The organism is Peribacillus sp. TH14 (assembly GCF_016651145.1).
Lineage (GTDB): Bacteria > Bacillota > Bacilli > Bacillales > DSM-1321 > Peribacillus > Peribacillus butanolivorans.
In genome coordinates this window covers 4,624,153-4,641,272 of record NZ_JAEKEK010000001.1, presented here as the reverse complement: position 1 = coordinate 4,641,272, position 17,120 = coordinate 4,624,153, and the positions used below count along the sequence as shown (strand labels likewise).

Sequence of the window (17,120 nt, the reverse complement as noted above, 5' to 3'; positions counted from 1 at the left end):
AAATCCCTATTTTTTTGATGTCCCCATTTCAGAGCCCCTTCGAATTATTATTTGCTTCAATAACTGCATTAATAATTTTCACATCATACTCACTTTTTACTCTTTCTGACTTCCCACACCCTTTATCTTCCAAACACTAATCATTATGTTTCTAAACGGTCAATTCAGACTGGCGACGACTTTAGACTACCAGTAGACCTCATTTTCACAAGTTACGATGATGTTTACGAAAAAAGAGGAGCCGGCACGAACCTAAATATAAAAAAAGCAGAAAAAGAAGTTCATGAATTTTTCAATAAACCTAATGAAGTGGTCTATATAATAACCCTATTGTACTAAAAAAAGCAAAAGCCAGTCCTTTTTTAACAGAACTGGCCTTAAACTCTATATTTATATGTCAGAAAAGTAACCCTATCATTTATATGTTTTTGCTCCTATATATCTATCCGACCAATAACTATTATTCATCGAAGTAATTGATACACCTTTTGAGGAGGAGCTATGAATGAATTGGTTTCCACCGATATAAATCCCCATATGAGAGGCACCTGATTTATAGGTTTCAAAAAACACAAGATCCCCGGCTTTTGGGGAAGAAACCTTTTTCCCCTTCTTGTATACTTCCCCAACAGTTCGTGGCATAGTCACATTGGAACTTTCTTTAAAAACATATTTTACAAACCCACTGCAATCAAAACCTTTTGGCGAACTCCCTCCCCATACATAAGGGACATTCAAATGTTTTTTAGCGTTACTTACCAGCTTAGCAGATGAATAACTGTTTGCTTGTTGGGCGTTTTTTTTGGTTATCCCCAAAGCCTTATAGGTATTCGAACCGACAATACCATCTGCTTTTAGGCCTTTTCTTTTTTGAAATTTCACAACTGAGCTTTTCGTAACCGTCCCAAAATATGTAGTCGTGTTTTTACTAGTGAAGTATCCTTTTTTCTTCAGAACCCCTTGTAATTGTTTAACTTCGGTATGCGTCATTCCACTTTTCAACGTACGATCACCTAATGCAGCATTACTAACTAAAGGATTGGATAGCAACAAACCGGTCACAACACATGCGACTATAATTTTTTTCATATTATATATTTTCCTCCAGAAAATCTCTTTTTTTAATTCTATCACTCATTCACGACACTTTTTTTTACAGTTTCATTACAAAATCATGCATATTTTGATCTTATATGACATAAACTACAAAACTTGGTAATATATTAGTAATTTTTGCTTACAGTCGAGAAAGTCAACAAATTGTGAACATACTATGTGGCTTTTTACCTTGTCTTTAGCAAAAATATCAAAATGACAAAAGGGGTGCTTCGTTAATTCTTCAAAATAAAAAAACACCAAATGGTAATAGGTGCTTTAATTTCTCTCTATTTTGACTATTTCTTAACGCCTAGATACATTTTTTCGCTCATTTCAATATAGGTCTGATTAGATTATAGTACTCTTGCCGATATTAACGAATGACGTCTCTGAACGATTAAATAAATAAATAAATATAACGCTACTGATTTAGAGCTAAAAGTTGTATTTGACATATCATATCAATGCGCAAGATTTTCGCCAGCAACTTGTACTAATTCACCGGTCACAATTGGTGCAACTATACTTTAGTTAACATTTGCATCACTAACTTTTTTAGAAGTTTAAGAAGATTTATAATCTATCATAATAAAATCTGTGCCCTTTTCAGTATAAATAGTCAAAAAGAAATATTGGATATTAGAAACGTTGATTCCTTCATTTTTCTTCTTTTTGTTTCGGTTCAATGAGGTTTTTTCCGCAATTCCAAACGCCTCTCTCTTACCAGTGAATAGCATTTGCTTCCTTGAGCAAACCCTTCTTCTTTTATTGTCGAGTTTCTTGTATATATAAAATGCTCTTCTTAAAATCTTTTTCATATTCCTTAACCAACTTATAAAAAGTCGTCTTTATAATGTCTAGTTCTGACATGGCTTTAGCTTTACCAGCTGTCATCTCTTCTGCTTTCCAAAAATCATAGACTTCATTAAACTCTTCCGTTTCTTGAATTTTCGGTCGTCCGAATAGCACACCATTTTGCAAAGCCACATCAATTGCCCCATTCCGTAGTTTTCGAATACGGTCCTGTTCCACTTCCACCATCTAGGAATTGATTTGTAAAACAAGATCCGCAATGAATGTACCTTGGACCTTGGCTATCTTTAAATTAAGTAGTATCCAATAATGGAATATCCATGACAACGATATCCGCTTGGATATTTTTTGTGATCTCATGCCAATCCTGAAGGATTTCTTCTTTGTTTCTGCCAAAACGATCTTGTGAATGAAAGTATAGAACATTCCTGTTCCCAATCATGGGCTTTAATAATTGATATTGAAATTACTTGAAATCCCCCCTTTTTTTCATAAAGATGTCTCGTTCATTTAGTACTTTAACAAAAGGATAAAAAAACCATTTTATAAAAAAAGACCCATCCGCAAAGGTTTTACTTTTACGAACGGATCTTCCCTTATATCTAATTCTATTTTCTACCAGACATTTTTAAAATTACCAATGACTTTTTGAGCTGGCATGGCTGAAATAAATGCGTGATCATCTATACTTTGTACAGTTTGACATAATTCTGACCATTGAATATTCACAATCACACAAAGTATGACTTGTTTTTCACTATGTGAGTAGGCACCTAAAGCGTCCCAAGATGTAACACCGCGATGGAACGCTTGATTGAGAGCTTCAGATATCTCTTCTCCCTTATCCGTCACAATAATTACAGAACTTCTTTCCGCCATATTAAGTAAGGATTCATAAGTCTTAGCTCCAACATATAGCGAAAGAATGGTAAACATGGCTGCCTGTACATCAAAAATCACAGCAGAAATAGCAACAATAATCAGATTAACGATAAGACCAAATTTTGCAATGGACAGATTTTTGTGTTTAGCAATGATCCGTCCAAGAACATCTAATCCGCCATTTGAACCTCCTACACGAAGCATGATTGCTCCGCCAGCAAAAGAAATTATACCCCCGAAAATAGAAGCTAAAATAATATTATCCGTCCACATTAGACGAATGGGGATAAAATGAAGGAATATGGTGTCAGAAATGACAGCAAGAATTGTATAAAGGATAAATTTTTTCCCTAAATGGATATATCCTAAGATTAATAGTGGGATATTATAGATAAAATATTGTACTCCCACTGACCAATGAAAAAAGTGGTACAAAATCATACAAATCCCTATGACACCTCCAGACAGTAAATTAGCTGGAAGTAACAATGTATTTGCACCAATAGCAATTAATAAGCTACCAAATATAATACTCAATATCTCAATAACAATCCGGTATTTTCCTTTATTTCTCATATTGTATCCCTTCTCCAATTGTTTGGTAAATTAGATTATTCTCATTCAGAATTATACAATAAAATTCGATTAAGCGTTTACTAATTTTAGGAAGAGACTCTTCAATAATCATGACTGTTTGATGCAAAATACGAAACCACTTCCTTTAAAAAAAGCATCTGCTAGTCTGCAGACACTCCTTTTTGACTTGTTTCTTTTATTATTGAATATAAAGAAGCCTTGAGAATTAAATCTCTAGGCTTCCATTCAATAGAATACATCTTCCCATTCCCTTTAAGAGACACTTATATGACCGCTTTATACCATCAGTTTAGAAATCTTTTTTTATGACTATTTCAATGGTTTCCACATTTATTAGACCTGCTTCGTCCATGTATTTGCAACATTTTTACTGAGTTTAACTGAGCTCTTTTCAGTGTAGAAACAGGCAATAAAAATAATATTTAGTATCCACATCGAATAAGGAATTATATTTAGCGTAAAGTAGAATGCAATTTCGCTCTCAATTCTTCCTGTAACGCTAACTTTTTAATTTTCCCACTAGGGGTCATAGGCAGCTCATCTAAAAAGATAAAACGGTCAGGTACTTTATAATTTGCTATACGGTCTTCAATAAATTCCCGAATGGATTCCTCTGTTTCCTCTTTACCCGGTTTTAATTTGATAGCCGCACAGGCCACCTCACCCATAACAGTATCTGGCAGACCAATAATGGCCACTTCTAATACACTATGATGCTGATAAAGCAATTCTTCGACTTCTCGGGGATAGATATTATAACCTCCCCTAATAATCAGCTCTTTTTTCCTGCCTACGATTCGGAGGTTCCCCTGATCATCTATTGTTCCAAGATCCCCCGTATAAAACCAGCCATCTGAATCAACGGCTTCACTAGTTTTTTCAGGCATCTCAAAATAACCTTTCATGACCCCAGGGCTCCGACAGATTATCTCTCCAATTTCACCTGTAGGCATCTCTTTTCTGTTTGAATCAATAATTTTCACTTCTGAACCAGAAGTTGGCTTTCCAACTGTTTGAGAGCGTATTATATCATCATCTTCCAAGGATGTTACAGTAAGTGTAGAAGACGTCTCTGTAGAACCATAAGCAACAACAATATTACAACCCATTTCGATTCTTATTTTTTTAACAATTTCTTCGGGACATGGAGCTGCAGCAATAATCCCTGTTCTTAGTGAGGATAAGTCCATGTCTGCAAATTCAGGGTGATTAAGCTCCAAAATAAACATAGTTGGGACTCCTTGATGGACTGTTATTTTCTCTTGTTCTACTAGTCTTAAGGCTTTTAATGCTTTATACTCTTCCAACAAAACCATTTTTGCTCCAGCCTCAACGGCTGGCACAATCGATGCAGCCATCCCAAATATATGAAAGACAGGAACAGGAATTAAGAATACATCCTCCTTCGAACTTTCCAATGCTACATTGGTTAATTGAGCAGTTTTTAATACATTATAATGAGTCAGCATTACACCTTTTGGATTACCAGTCGTACCAGATGTATATAGAATCGAAAATATATCTTCTCGAGAATCAATCATGATTTTAGGGGTAGACTTTTCCCTACCTAGCTCGATTAATTCTTCTAAAGACCTATATCCTTCAGATTTACATCGAACCGTAAAGATTTGTTCAAGTCCTTTACTTACTGTTGTGTTATTTACTTTATTCTTAAAAATCTCTATATGATCATTATTGTCTATTAAAAACACTGCTTTTGACCTCGAATTTTCTAATATGTATGAGAGCTCATCTGCTTTATATCTTGTATTACAAGGAACAATGATCGCTCCTATTTTAGCAAGGCTGAATGTAATAGTGACGAATTCATGCCAATTTGGCAAGCAGACCATCACTCGATCTCCTTTTGTAATATTTAAATGAGCAAGCGCTGATGACAGATTTTCTACATCTGAATATAACTCCCTATAGGTAATTCTCCTATAACCATCGAATATAGCTTCCTTATCCGGTTCAGCCTTGTAAGCATTCTCAAGAATACTCTGTATGTCCTTCATCATATTAGCCCCTCCCTGTAATCGCTTTCATTTTTCTGTAAGTCTTATCACCAAACCTTTTAAAAACCACACTTGTTTTTTGTTTATTCTGTATTTTCATTATAAAAAAATAGGGCAGTCAAAAATACCTGCACCGTGAAGGAAAAAGTATTTAGTTTTTCATCATCATGTCGAATTACAAATCAATGATGTCATTTAATTTAAATGCGAGCTGCAGATTAAATCGCTGTTCAGAACTAGTCAATTCGATATCCAACAGGCTCTGAACCTTTTCCATTCTGTACTGCAGTGTACTGCGATGAATGAAAAGTTCCTCAGAAGTTTCTTTAATGCTTCCATTATTATTTAAATAAGCTCGCAGTGTCTGAAAAAGGGTATTATTTTTGTCATCAGAGTCATTTAAAATAGGGCTTAGATATTTTTTTATGAACAATCGGGTCGATGTACTGTTCTTCAAATGATGAAATAAAGGGTATGCTCCTAAATCATCATAAAGAACAAAATTCGATTCTTTAAACTGGTTTATTATCACGTTTTGCGATTCCACAGCTTGTTGATAAGAAACAAAATAGTCACCGATTGCTGCTGTTTTTCCTCCTATACCTAAATAGAAGGGCTTTGCCAGTTCAGTCTTGCTCCACTTTTGGATATAGGTAAAGAGTTTAGTCCAAAATTCCCTCGGGTTATCTTTCTCTATTGAAATTGGGACGATTAATATAAATAATTCCCCTTTAGTTGCAAATAGAATTTCTTTATCAAATGCTGCAATCCACTCCCTCACCCGGTTAAATAACAAGGTTTTTTTCTCTTGAAACTCAATAATTCCATTTTCAGATTCAACTTTGTTTCCAAAATTAAAAGAAAGTACAGAAATACGGTGAGGTAAAAATAAATTCCAATTGAATACATTTGCATATTGAATGATTTCTTCTTCATTTATCAAATTAGGCACTAACAATTTATTGATAAAACCATCCTTAACCTGTTCTTTCGTATCAAACACAAGCTTTTGTTTAATAAATTGCAAATAGAATATATTTCTAGCGATATTGACACTGAGCTTAAAAAAGTCATCCATGTGATTTTGGTTTAGATGAATAGCCAAATGTCCGAGAAGATCTCCTCCGTGATTAATTGGCCAGATCATTAGTTTTTTTTCCGTGTCACCCATGGATGCCTGCCAAATTTCTTGATTACGCCCTTGAAATACCTGGTAAGTCGCCTGTTCAATAAGTAACTGAACGTCAGCGTTATCTAATGGATACATGGAATGGGCAATAGGTCTCATGAACCGATCAAAGAGTAAGACCGAACTAGAGAAAAGTTCGCTGACTGTATTGGTTATACCAATAAAACTATCTTGCTCAATCGTTTCTTTTACCAAAGCCTGCTGATAATCTAGCAGCATATGCAATCTTTGCTTATGCTCCTTTTCACTTTCAAATAATCGGATATTTTCAATTAATGCAGCCATATGTTGAGCCATTAATTTTAAAGTTTGTAAATCATCTGCTGTATATATTCCGTTGTTAGTTTCCTTCTCTTCTACGTGGAGCACACCAATCGTTTTTAAATTCATCGTTAAAGAAACTGTTAATGCTTTACCTCCCCATGCGAGCAAGATATGGAAAGTAGTCGATAAGTTTATTATTCTGGGGAACGATTCTTTTTAGTGACAGTGGTTGGCCAAAGCATGGTTCTTGCAAAATGAAACTATTATCTTTTTCTATATATAAATAAACACAAGCTCTCTTTGATTGCGTTCCCTTTCCCGCTCTCTCTATTATTTTCCCAATAGTTTTTTCTATTGGCGAATTAACGGATAAACTTTCCGTAATCCACTCAATTCCAATTTTCTTTTGTTCTTCTCTTTGCTTTGCTAATTTGATTGCAACCGCAATATCTTTTCCAAAGTCAGTAAAAATCAATACCATTTCTTGATATAAAGGAACCAAATCTTTAAAACCAATTAAACAGACACCTGATACTCCGTAATCCCCTTTATAAGGAACAGTGAACCATGATTGTATCTTTTCTTTTCTAATCACATCCGAAAGTTCATGTATTTTCTCTACTTCCGAATCGGAAAACGCCAAGGGATATTCTAAAAGGTCAGAACTGTTATTCCTGATATTAATAGGGAAATTCTCTATGAATGAATCGGATTCACCGTTGAATACCTTTGGAATTAAATATCCATCTTCATTCAAAAGAATACAGACAAAGTCACAGTTTAAATCTGATTGAAACGAATCTATTAGAAACTTCAGCGTCTCTTCTTCTGTATCGAACATAATAAGTTGCCTAGCCGTTATACGAAGATGACGGTCAATTCTTCTTATCAATTTTTCTCTCTTTGTAAGCTCCAATCAATTTCTCCCCTTTTCATATACCTTTACAACAAAATCCTTTTATACCAATATTAACACATCACGATTTTACATTTTTCTAAATTAACAGAAATTTTAATTAATAACGAACCTCTTATTTGGCAGTTTTTCAGTTTAACGCCTTTTCATATACCTTTACAACAAAATCCTTTTATACCAATATTAACACATCACGATTTTACATTTTTCTAAATTAACAGAAATTTTAATTAATAACGAACCTCTTATTTGGCAGTTTTTCAGTTTAACGCCTTTTAATAATAATTATGTCGGCTCTTGTACCATGCCTAACTTGTTTGTTTCTATTCAGCATCATACTAATAAAGTTCTTGTAAGCAATACTTTACTTTTGAATACTACATCGAAAAAACTTGAAGATTGATAATTTATTGCGTTTAACGAACGGAATTCTGTCGATAAAGAGAAATCACTTTTTAGTTCACTCTGAATCTATCTGGAAAGCAGATTATGCAGCGGGGCTATAACATGGTTCATCAAATTCATTCGGTTGAAAGCAGTAAATAGAGATTGGAACGATATATTGGATCTATAATAAAGAATGGAATATTGAATGATGGAGAGTTGGGATGAGATTTTTATACATGTTCGTTTAATAATGTAGGAGCTGAATTATTCAATGAGGCGTTTAGACACGAACTCCAGAAATGGTCAAATCAGTCCTATAAAGTCTGAACAAGAATGAAACGTTAAGAACTCATCATGTCTGGTAGCCTTTTGGTTCGATAGTTTTAGTCGTGGTCTCTTTATTGCAAGGCGAATACGTCCCTTCCCTTTATTAATGAAAGAAGCCATTTCAATGTTTATTTACATTATTGCATTGTAACAGGTGTAAACTATACAGAAGAATACATAGGTAGATTTCATACTCAAAAACATATTGCTTTTATTGAAAGACCTTTCTCGTAGGTATTCTATGTACCTACGAGTTTTTCATTAGTTATTAAAACAAATCTGTAATATCAACTTCTGCCTTCTACCGCAATTAAGAAACATTCTGCTGTTGTTCCACGTAACCTTGTTTTTTCGCCGTAGACATCTTATTGATTGTAAAATAAATCCCTGCAATCCATCCAATGACAATAACTGCATAAATATAGATGTGTGCATCGTCTGGAACCCATGTAGATAAAAGGGTTCTTACATTAATTAAAATGATGAAACCACCTACTAAAACCCCCATTAATTGAGCAGGAAGCATACGAACAAGCCAGGCCGCAATCGGTGCGGCAATTACTCCACCGATAATCAGTGCTCCAACCCAAAGCCAATTAACCGCTTCCCATCCAAGAGAAATGATAAAACCAAGGCTACCAAAAAAAGCAATCGCAAACTCACTAGTATCAACTGTCCCGACAGCTTTCCTCGCAGTCATTCCTTTTTTGGACAATAGAACAGGCGTCGCTATCGGTCCCCATCCCCCTCCACCTGTTGCATCACAAAACCCTGCAAAAAGTCCTAGCGGGATAGATTGTTTCGCTGTTAATGGCTTTACGGTTTCATTTTCCTTAGACGGCTTGAAAATAAATAGAAAACGAAACAAAACGTATACTCCTAGGCCAAATAGAAAGATAGCAATATACGGTTTTGCTAATTCAGCTGGCAAATTGCTCAGAAAACATGCACCCACAAATGCTCCAACAGAACCTGGAATAATCAAACGATAGACCATATTCTTATCTACGTTCCCAAACTTGATATGAGATGCTCCAGAAACAGCTGTAGTTACTACTTCAGATAAGTGAACAGATGCTGATGCTACTGCAGGTACGATCCCGAATGTCAACAATAAGGAAGTTGAACTTACTCCATACCCCATTCCAAGTGAACCATCTATTAATTGGGCTAATAACCCGATAAAGGCTAAAACGATTAACTTTTTCATGACTTCCCCCTTTTTTTTACTTAGATAGAACCTAAATTACCCTCGACCCGACCTACATACAATTCTCTAGTAAATAGAACATTCAAAATTTATTTTCAGACACAAAGAGGCACCTAACCAAAATAATTGTTTCATTTTGATTAGGTGCCTTCAGTTTTTCTGATCAGCCCAATGATTTATATTCAGTTTCTACTGGCAAAAGCCTAGCTAAAAAACGATATCTTTCTTTAAGGGAATATTTATAAATATCCTCAATTGAATCTTTTAGTAACTGAGATTTTTCATCTTTTGATAATGAACTCTTTTTTATATGCATCCTTACTTCGAAAAGAAATTCAAGGTATTCTTCATATGACTCATCATAAACTTCCTGTAAATCATTTCGGATTTTTTTAGCGAGTTTTGGACTTGCCCCATTGGTAGAAACGCTAATTGTGAGCTTACCTCTATTCAATGTAGCTGGTATATGAAAGTTGCCCAGCTCTTGATTACTAATAACGTTAACAAGTTGGCTATGAGATGTGTTCTTATAGACTTGCTCGTTAATTTCTGAGGAGTTTGTTGCAGCTATGATTAAAAAAGCATCTTTATAGTCAGTTTCTTCTACTTCTTTAAGTAAAACATGGATTTTCCCTTCCTCTTGTAGCTTCTGGAAACCTTCGCATATTTCAGGACTTACAACAGTTACTTCAGCACCTGCTTCTAGTAAGGGGCCCGCTTTAAAGTAAGCTATTTTACCACCGCCGATAATGATACACTTTCTATTCTCAATATTAAGAGTAATTGGATACATAAGCACCCTCCTCAGACACTTCGTGAATTCGTTCTGATAATGCTTTTTCTATCTTCGGATGATAACCGAGATAACGGCAGAGAACAAAATTCTGTTTGCCTTTTTTCTGGATCTTTTTAATAGCTGTTTGGATGGATTGCATTAAAATACCGGTAAATAAAAGGTAAGGAATAATAAAAATTTGATCTGATTGGGAATCTTCAGCCATTTCCAATGCTTCTGCAAAAGTTGGTGAAGCAGCAGTCAGATAACAATCTTGTACTTGGCTTTTTGGTAACCTGCGCTTAAGTAAACCCGCTAATTGGCTTAAATCTCGTTTCACGTCGGGATCACTGCTGCCCCTTCCAACTAATAAAACTAGTGAATTCTCCGTTACCTTTTCGTTTGTCTCTTTCAATCTTTCTACTAAAATGTCAACCATTTTATCACTGACCCCTATGGGTCTTCCGTACTTCAACTCTACCTCTGGATACTGTTTTTTCATTTTACATAGAATTACTGGAATATCATATTTTGCATGTGCAGCAGTTAACAGAAGAACTGGAATAGCAATGATTTTCGTCGCTCCGCGTTGCACACATCGATCATAGGCATCTTCTATCGTAGGACTTTGTAATTCTAAAAAGCAATACTCCTGAATTGTGTTAGATTGTCCTTCCATGCATACATGAATAAAATCAATCGCTTGGGCAGATGCTTCTTTGACACGGCTTCCATGGCAAATATATAATATAGCTTCCATTAAAAGGCCTCATTTGCCAACAAATTTTCCGCTTGTTTTTGTTCAAACCATTTGATCTTCTCTCGTAAATTGACCACATCTCCTACAACTATCATGCAAGGATTGGAAATTTGCTCACTTTTGGCTGTTTCTACTACATTATCTAATGTACTGACAGCTGTCTTTTGTGTTTTTAACGTTCCCCAATGAATAAGAGCTACTGGAGTATTGGGATTTTTTCCATGCTCCAAAAGTTTCCCTTGAATATACGGTAGATTCTTCACTCCCATGTATATAGCTAATGTATCAATACCATTTGCAAGAGATCCCCACTTGATATTATCATCTTCGTCTTTTTTCCGATGGCCGGTAACAATGGCAAATGAAGAAGCATGATCTCGATGGGTCACTGGAATTCCAGCATAAGCTGTGGCAGCAATTCCAGCCGTAATGCCTGGCACAATTTCAAAACTTACGCCATTTTTTGCAAGGGCTTCAGCTTCCTCTCCGCCTCTTCCAAAAACAAAGGGATCGCCACCTTTTAATCGCGTAACAATTTTCCCCTTTTTTGCATATTTAACTAGAAATCGATTGATTGTATCTTGCTGCAACAAATGATAATCCGGCAGTTTACCGCAATTAATCAATTCGACTCCTTCTTTTGCATAATTCAACAGTTCTTTATTGACAAGACGGTCATATAAAATGACATCGGCTTCTTGAATGCACTTTAATCCTTTTATTGTAATTAAATCTGGATCTCCAGGACCGGCTCCTACTAGATATACTTTCCCCATTATGCAACCTGCCTTCCCTTAGAGAATTGTTTCGAATTCCGATAATACGTAACCTGTTCCATAATTAATTTTTCTTTTTTCGTATAATGATATATCATCCACTTCAGGCATTTTCAAAAAACGCTTTTCCAGCTCGATATCAACGAGCTGGAAGGCCTTTTCATCCGAATCTGCGGCGATGATGACATGAATTAGTTCTTCTTTAATAGTGACTTCAAAACGGTATAGATTCATATTCTTCTTACCTTCCGCTATTTAAACAGCAACCTCTGTTAAAATATTATCAAGTTTACTTTGTAATTCTGATTTTCCTACTCGCTCTACAAAATCCAAGAAAGTTTCAGACAATAGCTTTGTTTCTTTGAAAAACAGGATAAGCTCTTTTAATACGTCATAAAGCTTTTCAGCTTCCACTTTCCCTTTTAATTTTTCATTGAACTTCCCACCAGCATTAAGTGTTCCGCCTACGTATATTTCAAAAGCCTCGACCATTTTTTTGTCTTGGTTTTTCATTTTGATACCTTGCAACCCGATTTCAGCAATAGCTCGTTGACCACAGTTATTAGGGCAACCCACCATATGCATTCTTACCGGTACATCTAAATCAATTTCTTTATCCAGTTTTTCAGCAATAGTTTTCATCCGGTTTTTTGTTTCAACAAGTGCCAGGTTGCAATACTCAATGCCTGTGCAAGAAACGGAATATCCAATGAATTTTTTTGGTTGATATGGAAATCTTTCAAAAATTGATTCTTGTTTTAATTCTTCAAGTTTTGCATCCGGAACATTAGGAATAATTAGATTTTGCGAATTACAGTTGCGGATTTCACCATTTCCGTATTTTTTAGAAAGTTCAGCAAACTCAATAACTTCGTCTGGAGTTAAACGGCCAACTGGGATATTGACTCCAACATAGTTAAGTCCTTCTTGTTTTTGTTTATGGATACCATAGAAATAGCCAGCATTCCATTCCTTCAATGCACTTTCTCCCTTTTCTGGAAGTGGACCCGTGTATTCAAGCAATTTTTCCTTAAATTGCTCTGGACCCCAATCAGCAACAAGGAATTTCAAACGAGAGCGATGACGCTTTTCACGGTAACCGAAGTCACGGAAAATCGTTGTGATGGCGGCTGCCACTTCCACTGTTTTCTCCGGTAAAATGAATAAATCAAGTTCTTCTGCTAGCATAGGAACGGAGGATAATCCACCCCCTACTTTAACGTGAAAACCAACTTCTGTCTTTCCATCAATAACCTTCGTAGCTGGATTAAATGAAACGCAGTTAATTTCAGCATTGGCAGCATTATGAACATTAGCACTGACTGACATTTTATATTTCCTTGGAAGGTTTGAAAAATCTTCGTTAAGTCGGAAATACTCAAATACATTATAAAGGACGTCACGTGTATCAAAAAGTTCGTCAGGATCGATTCCAGCTAATGCATTTCCGATTATATTCCGTGTAATATCACCACATGCACCAGCAGTAGTCATCCCAACCTGTTCTAGACGGTTCAAAATATCAGGGACTTGTTCAATAGTCAACCAGTGAAACTGAATAGCTTGGCGAGTTGTGATGTCATAAACATCTCTACCGTAATCTTTCGCAATATTAGCAAGTGTGATTTGTTGGTCATAAGTAAGGATACCACCAGGAATAACGACACGCATCATCCAATAGCCCGCTTCTTTTGGTCGTTGCAAGTATAGACCTGCCCACTTGAACATATCCCACTTTTCTTTAGGAATGGATTCAAATCCATTTGCTGCATAATGAGGAATATCGTCAAAGATCTTCAAACCATCTTTTTCTAATTTCCAGACTTCAGTTTTGTTTTTAGCAATTACCGGATTTTCAGACCAAAACTTCTCATATACCACTACTTTTTCCTCCTCGATTAAATCGCTCTCTTAGTTGTCAAATAGTTGATTACCTGTTCGACGCACTCTTCAACACTATATTGGTTGGATTCTAAAACGATTTCCGGCTGTTCAGGTTCTTCATATGGAGAGTCAATCCCAGTAAAGTCTTTAATGATTCCCTTACGTGCCTTATCGTAAAGACCTTTTGGATCACGCACTTCACATTCTTCAATCGGACATTTTATGTAGACCTCAATAAACTCGCCTTCTTCAAGCAAATCGCGTACAATTTGACGGTCTGCTCGAAAAGGGGAAATAAATGCCGTTAATACGAACTGCCCGCTATCCACAAAAAGCTTGGAAACTTCACCGATCCGCCTAATATTCTCAGTCCGATCCTCTTCAGAAAAACCCAAATCTTTATTTAAGCCATGACGAATATTATCTCCATCCAAGACATAACTTCGAATATTTCGGTTATACAACTCTTTAGCGACTGCATTTGCAATCGTTGATTTTCCGGAGCCTGAGAGTCCTGTGAACCATAGAACTGTACTCTCATGTCCGTTTTGCTTACGACGGAGTTCCTTAGTCAAAGACGCTTCATGCCAAGTTACATTCGTGCTATTACTCATTATTATCCCCCTCTTACTACTTACATATATTTGAAACTAGTTTAGTTAAATACTTCATTCTTTTTCAGGCCTTCGATTAACACTTCGATGACTTCTTTACGACTGAAGGTAGCTGGTGGAATTTCACCATTACGCAACATTTCCCTAACCTTCGTTCCGGATAAGATAACATGATCTTCTTTACCATGCGGACATGTTTTAGCAGAAGCCATATTTCCACATGTTTTACAATAAAAGCTATGTTCAAAGAATAATAGCGTGATTCCTAACTCGTCAGGTTTGAAATTACCAAAGATTTTTTGTGCATCATAAGTGCCGTAATAATCGCCCACACCGGCATGGTCACGGCCAACAATAAAGTGGGTGCATCCGTAATTTTTACGAACCATGGCATGGAAAATGGCTTCTCTTGGCCCTGCATAACGCATGGCAGCAGGGAACACTGCTAGGGAGACACGATCCTTAGGATAATATTTCTCTAGTAGTACTTTATAACTCTCCATCCGTACATCAGCTGGTATGTCATCTGATTTAGTAGCACCTACTAGCGGATTTAAAAATAAACCGTCTACAATCTCCAATGCAGTTTTTTGAATGTATTCATGTGCACGGTGAACAGGATTTCTTGTTTGGAATCCAACAACTGTTTTCCAGCCTTTTTCAGCAAAAGTTTTTCTTGTGTCAACAGGATCCAAATAATGATCTTGGAATAGTGGACGTTCGATTCGTTTAACTAATTTAATATCCCCGCCGACATATACTTCACCACGGTTATACAAATTTTTCACACCAGGATGTTTCTCATCATCCGTTTGATAAACTAATGTGGCTTCCAATTGTTTATCAGGTCTGAAGATATCAGAAACAATGAGAACTCCGTATGTTTCTCCTTCATGATTCAACTTTACTTCTTCTCCTAGAGTAAGAGCTTTTGCTACTTCATCAGTAATCGGCAAAGTAATCGGGATGCTCCAAACATGGCCGCTGCTAAGCCTCATATCCTTAACCACTGCTTGATAGTCATCTTTTGTAAAGAATCCTTTAATAGGACTATAGGCCCCAGTACCTATTAATTCCAGGTCACTTAAAGCAATCTCATCAATTTCGATTGAGTTGTTTATTTTAGTAATATCATAGTCTGGTTCCCAACGATTGATCAACGTTCCTCCGTGCGGTAAGCTAACTGTCATACTAATTTCCCCCTAAATTTTCTATTTATTAAGATAAATGTAATCCGCATTCTGTTTTTTGCGCGCCCTGCCAACGTCCTGAGCGTAAATCATCGGCATTGATAGCAGGTGCCGTACATGTTTTACAGCCAATACTAGGATATCCATTATCGTGAAGAACATTATATGGAAGTCCATTTTTATGGGCATAGCGCCATACATCTTTCCATGTCCATTGAATAAGCGGGCATATTTTAATTGATTTAAACTTATTATCTTGATTAATATATTCCGTTAATGCTCTTGTTTCAGATTGCTCCCTGCGTAGTCCCGAGAGCCAAGCAGTTGCCGTTGAAAGTACCTCAGTAAGCGGCGCGATCTTACGTATGCTGCAACATTTATTTGAATCACGGAGCCATAACTCATCTCCATATTCAGTTGCTTGTTCCTCGAGCGTCAATGCCGGCTTTTTCATTTCAATTGAAAGCTGCGGATAGCGCTTTTTAACTTGTTCAATTAATTTGTAAGTCTCTTCAAAATGAACATCCGTATCCAGAAAAACAATTTTGGCTGAAGGATTGACCTTTGCCAATAAATCCGTAAGTACTATTCCTTCAATGCCGAAACTACATGCATAAATGAGTTTGTTACCATATTGGGAATTTGCCCACTCAAGAACTTCTAAAGCACCTTTTGTCTCACTGTCCTCAGGAAATGCAGGCAAAATCTCTGTGTCGAAATTTTCATAGTTTACTAATGCAGACAATCTTAAAGCCCCCTCTAAAAACTTGCTAAATGTTTCACAGAATAGAGTAACTTGTGATTAATACTCGCTGTTGTTTTTTAACGCTTAAAAGACCCTAGAAAAAAGAGACGAATTTAACTAATACTCTCTTTTATATCAGTTAAATCCACCTCTAGTTTTCTAGTCAGCAGATACCTTATTTAATTCTCAGCTTTTCATTTCTTTCCATTTGAATAATTTTACCATCCTGGACGATAAGTGTTATGGATCCATATTTCATCGACTTAAGCATTTCTTGTAGGCGTTCAAATATTTCCTCCAGCTGATTCTCTTTTTCCAAGCCAGTTCCTCCTTTAAGAAAATCCGAGACTAGCTTATCGTATAGCTGACCCGTTTATAAAATGCATTTTCTTAAATTTATATATTCCAAAACATCTTACAATGCTATGGTTTGCAAACGAATTTTACAGAAATAAAAACCCTTCCATGATGGAAAGATTTTCAAGGTAATATTTTTTACCTTATCTTCCAAAATGATCAACATTTTGTTGGATGTAGCACCTTGCATCCATCATGCAGGTTGCTGGACTTCAAAGGGCCAATTCCCTCCGTCGCTCTGGATAAGTTTTATTATTTTAAATATTAACATATATTTATTCCTTGTCAATGGAGTTTTCTTATAAAATAACTTGGATT

Annotated in this window: 17 protein-coding genes and 1 riboswitch; all 17 genes read right to left on the bottom strand. The window is 36.0% G+C overall.

What is annotated here, in order from left to right; translation table 11 throughout:
- Positions 1–414: 414 nt before the first annotated feature.
- The gene (locus JFU50_RS22580; protein WP_201224224.1) at positions 415–1,089 is read right to left on the bottom strand and encodes a C40 family peptidase; all 675 of its coding nucleotides are present in this window, start codon (positions 1,087–1,089) and stop codon (positions 415–417) included.
- Between the two features lie 774 nt (positions 1,090–1,863).
- Complete coding sequence (locus JFU50_RS22575) at positions 1,864–2,139, bottom strand: hypothetical protein (RefSeq protein WP_242489078.1); 276 nt, start codon at positions 2,137–2,139, stop codon at positions 1,864–1,866.
- 64 nt (positions 2,140–2,203) lie between these two features.
- Entirely contained in the window at positions 2,204–2,353 is a 150-nt protein-coding gene (locus tag JFU50_RS30920; RefSeq protein ID WP_242486033.1) for a hypothetical protein, read from the bottom strand.
- Between the two features lie 173 nt (positions 2,354–2,526).
- Complete coding sequence (locus JFU50_RS22570; protein WP_098175024.1) at positions 2,527–3,369, bottom strand: YitT family protein; 843 nt, start codon at positions 3,367–3,369, stop codon at positions 2,527–2,529.
- Positions 3,370–3,842: 473 nt separating this feature from the next.
- On the bottom strand, positions 3,843–5,411 hold the full coding sequence (locus tag JFU50_RS22565; protein ID WP_201185128.1) for a class I adenylate-forming enzyme family protein: 1,569 nt from the start codon (positions 5,409–5,411) through the stop codon (positions 3,843–3,845).
- A 172-nt stretch (positions 5,412–5,583) separates the two neighbouring features.
- Positions 5,584–6,987, bottom strand: coding sequence for a helix-turn-helix domain-containing protein (locus JFU50_RS22560; RefSeq protein WP_201224223.1), 1,404 nt, complete (start codon positions 6,985–6,987; stop codon positions 5,584–5,586).
- Positions 6,988–7,009: 22 nt separating this feature from the next.
- The gene (locus JFU50_RS22555; protein ID WP_201224222.1) at positions 7,010–7,777 is read right to left on the bottom strand and encodes a hypothetical protein; all 768 of its coding nucleotides are present in this window, start codon (positions 7,775–7,777) and stop codon (positions 7,010–7,012) included.
- Positions 7,778–8,801: 1,024 nt separating this feature from the next.
- The gene (locus JFU50_RS22550) at positions 8,802–9,701 is read right to left on the bottom strand and encodes a sulfite exporter TauE/SafE family protein (protein WP_201185132.1); all 900 of its coding nucleotides are present in this window, start codon (positions 9,699–9,701) and stop codon (positions 8,802–8,804) included.
- Between the two features lie 163 nt (positions 9,702–9,864).
- Positions 9,865–10,494 carry an NAD(P)-binding protein gene (locus JFU50_RS22545; protein WP_201185134.1) on the bottom strand — a complete coding sequence of 210 codons (630 nt, stop codon included), beginning with the start codon at positions 10,492–10,494 and terminating at the stop codon, positions 9,865–9,867.
- Positions 10,475–11,236 (bottom strand): sirohydrochlorin chelatase, encoded by a 762-nt coding sequence (locus JFU50_RS22540; RefSeq protein WP_201185136.1) that lies wholly within the window; start codon positions 11,234–11,236, stop codon positions 10,475–10,477. The genes JFU50_RS22545 and JFU50_RS22540 overlap by 20 nt, the downstream gene beginning before the upstream one ends.
- Complete coding sequence (gene cobA, locus JFU50_RS22535; RefSeq protein WP_201185138.1) at positions 11,236–12,012, bottom strand: uroporphyrinogen-III C-methyltransferase; 777 nt, start codon at positions 12,010–12,012, stop codon at positions 11,236–11,238. The genes JFU50_RS22540 and cobA overlap by 1 nt, the downstream gene beginning before the upstream one ends.
- An 18-nt stretch (positions 12,013–12,030) precedes the next feature.
- On the bottom strand, positions 12,031–12,246 hold the full coding sequence (locus tag JFU50_RS22530; protein ID WP_201224221.1) for a DUF3906 family protein: 216 nt from the start codon (positions 12,244–12,246) through the stop codon (positions 12,031–12,033).
- Between the two features lie 21 nt (positions 12,247–12,267).
- Complete coding sequence (locus tag JFU50_RS22525; RefSeq protein WP_201185140.1) at positions 12,268–13,893, bottom strand: nitrite/sulfite reductase; 1,626 nt, start codon at positions 13,891–13,893, stop codon at positions 12,268–12,270.
- Between the two features lie 17 nt (positions 13,894–13,910).
- A complete protein-coding gene (gene cysC, locus JFU50_RS22520) occupies positions 13,911–14,510 on the bottom strand; it encodes an adenylyl-sulfate kinase (protein ID WP_201185142.1) in 600 nt (199 codons plus the stop codon).
- Between the two features lie 41 nt (positions 14,511–14,551).
- Positions 14,552–15,700 carry a sulfate adenylyltransferase gene (sat, locus tag JFU50_RS22515; protein WP_053346356.1) on the bottom strand — a complete coding sequence of 383 codons (1,149 nt, stop codon included), beginning with the start codon at positions 15,698–15,700 and terminating at the stop codon, positions 14,552–14,554.
- Between the two features lie 28 nt (positions 15,701–15,728).
- On the bottom strand, positions 15,729–16,406 hold the full coding sequence (locus JFU50_RS22510; protein ID WP_342366361.1) for a phosphoadenylyl-sulfate reductase: 678 nt from the start codon (positions 16,404–16,406) through the stop codon (positions 15,729–15,731).
- A gap of 214 nt (positions 16,407–16,620) precedes the next feature.
- Positions 16,621–16,764, bottom strand: a complete 144-nt coding sequence (locus tag JFU50_RS22505; RefSeq protein WP_082527691.1) for a YezD family protein — start codon at positions 16,762–16,764, stop codon at positions 16,621–16,623.
- Positions 16,765–16,942: 178 nt separating this feature from the next.
- A riboswitch (SAM riboswitch) is annotated at positions 16,943–17,051 on the bottom strand.
- Between the last annotated feature and the right edge of the window lie 69 nt (positions 17,052–17,120).

Excerpts from the sequence above, each read along its gene's own strand:
- JFU50_RS22550 (WP_201185132.1), bottom strand. The coding sequence starts at position 9,701 with ATGAAAAAGTTAATCGTTTTAGCCTTTATCGGGTTATTAGCCCAATTA.
- JFU50_RS22540 (WP_201185136.1), bottom strand. The coding sequence starts at position 11,236 with ATGGAAGCTATATTATATATTTGCCATGGAAGCCGTGTCAAAGAAGCA.
- JFU50_RS22575 (WP_242489078.1), bottom strand. The coding sequence starts at position 2,139 with ATGGTGGAAGTGGAACAGGACCGTATTCGAAAACTACGGAATGGGGCA.
- JFU50_RS22560 (WP_201224223.1), bottom strand. The coding sequence starts at position 6,987 with ATGAATTTAAAAACGATTGGTGTGCTCCACGTAGAAGAGAAGGAAACT.
- cysC (WP_201185142.1), bottom strand. The coding sequence starts at position 14,510 with ATGAGTAATAGCACGAATGTAACTTGGCATGAAGCGTCTTTGACTAAG.
- sat (WP_053346356.1), bottom strand. The coding sequence starts at position 15,700 with ATGACAGTTAGCTTACCGCACGGAGGAACGTTGATCAATCGTTGGGAA.
- cobA (WP_201185138.1), bottom strand. The coding sequence starts at position 12,012 with ATGGGGAAAGTATATCTAGTAGGAGCCGGTCCTGGAGATCCAGATTTA.
- JFU50_RS22580 (WP_201224224.1), bottom strand. The coding sequence starts at position 1,089 with ATGAAAAAAATTATAGTCGCATGTGTTGTGACCGGTTTGTTGCTATCC.
- JFU50_RS22565 (WP_201185128.1), bottom strand. The coding sequence starts at position 5,411 with ATGATGAAGGACATACAGAGTATTCTTGAGAATGCTTACAAGGCTGAA.
- JFU50_RS22530 (WP_201224221.1), bottom strand. The coding sequence starts at position 12,246 with ATGAATCTATACCGTTTTGAAGTCACTATTAAAGAAGAACTAATTCAT.
- JFU50_RS22570 (WP_098175024.1), bottom strand. The coding sequence starts at position 3,369 with ATGAGAAATAAAGGAAAATACCGGATTGTTATTGAGATATTGAGTATT.
- JFU50_RS30920 (WP_242486033.1), bottom strand. The coding sequence starts at position 2,353 with ATGATTGGGAACAGGAATGTTCTATACTTTCATTCACAAGATCGTTTT.
- JFU50_RS22545 (WP_201185134.1), bottom strand. The coding sequence starts at position 10,494 with ATGTATCCAATTACTCTTAATATTGAGAATAGAAAGTGTATCATTATC.